1 pseudogene is annotated in these 255 nt (G+C 47.8%); it reads right to left on the bottom strand.

Annotation, left to right across the window (positions count from 1 at the left end):
- Positions 1 to 255 (bottom strand): annotated as a pseudogene (locus DOS84_RS18905) (glucosamine-6-phosphate deaminase); the annotation flags it as partial.

The following is a 255-nucleotide window of genomic DNA, read 5'->3' as shown; positions in this document are numbered from 1 at the left end:
AGAATTCCCTAGCATCCGATCCTTGAAACACCACACCATCCTTTTGGGATTGGTGCTTGAATATTCCCTGTCTTTTTTCCAATACCTGATCCGGGCTCATCGGCACGGCCATCTCAATCTCGTCGATTCCCCATTCCTGCCAAGCTCCTCTGTATAACCAGACCCAGCAATCGTTCATGAAATCGTTTGGTTTGAGTCGTTTAACGGATTCGAAAATAGCATCCAAACACACTTTATGGGTGCCGTGCGGATCCG

This window comes from Flavobacterium aquariorum (assembly GCF_003254745.1).
GTDB lineage: Bacteria > Bacteroidota > Bacteroidia > Flavobacteriales > Flavobacteriaceae > Flavobacterium > Flavobacterium aquariorum.
The sequence above is the reverse complement of the archived record's forward strand: the minus strand, read 5'-3'. Positions and strand labels throughout refer to the sequence as shown.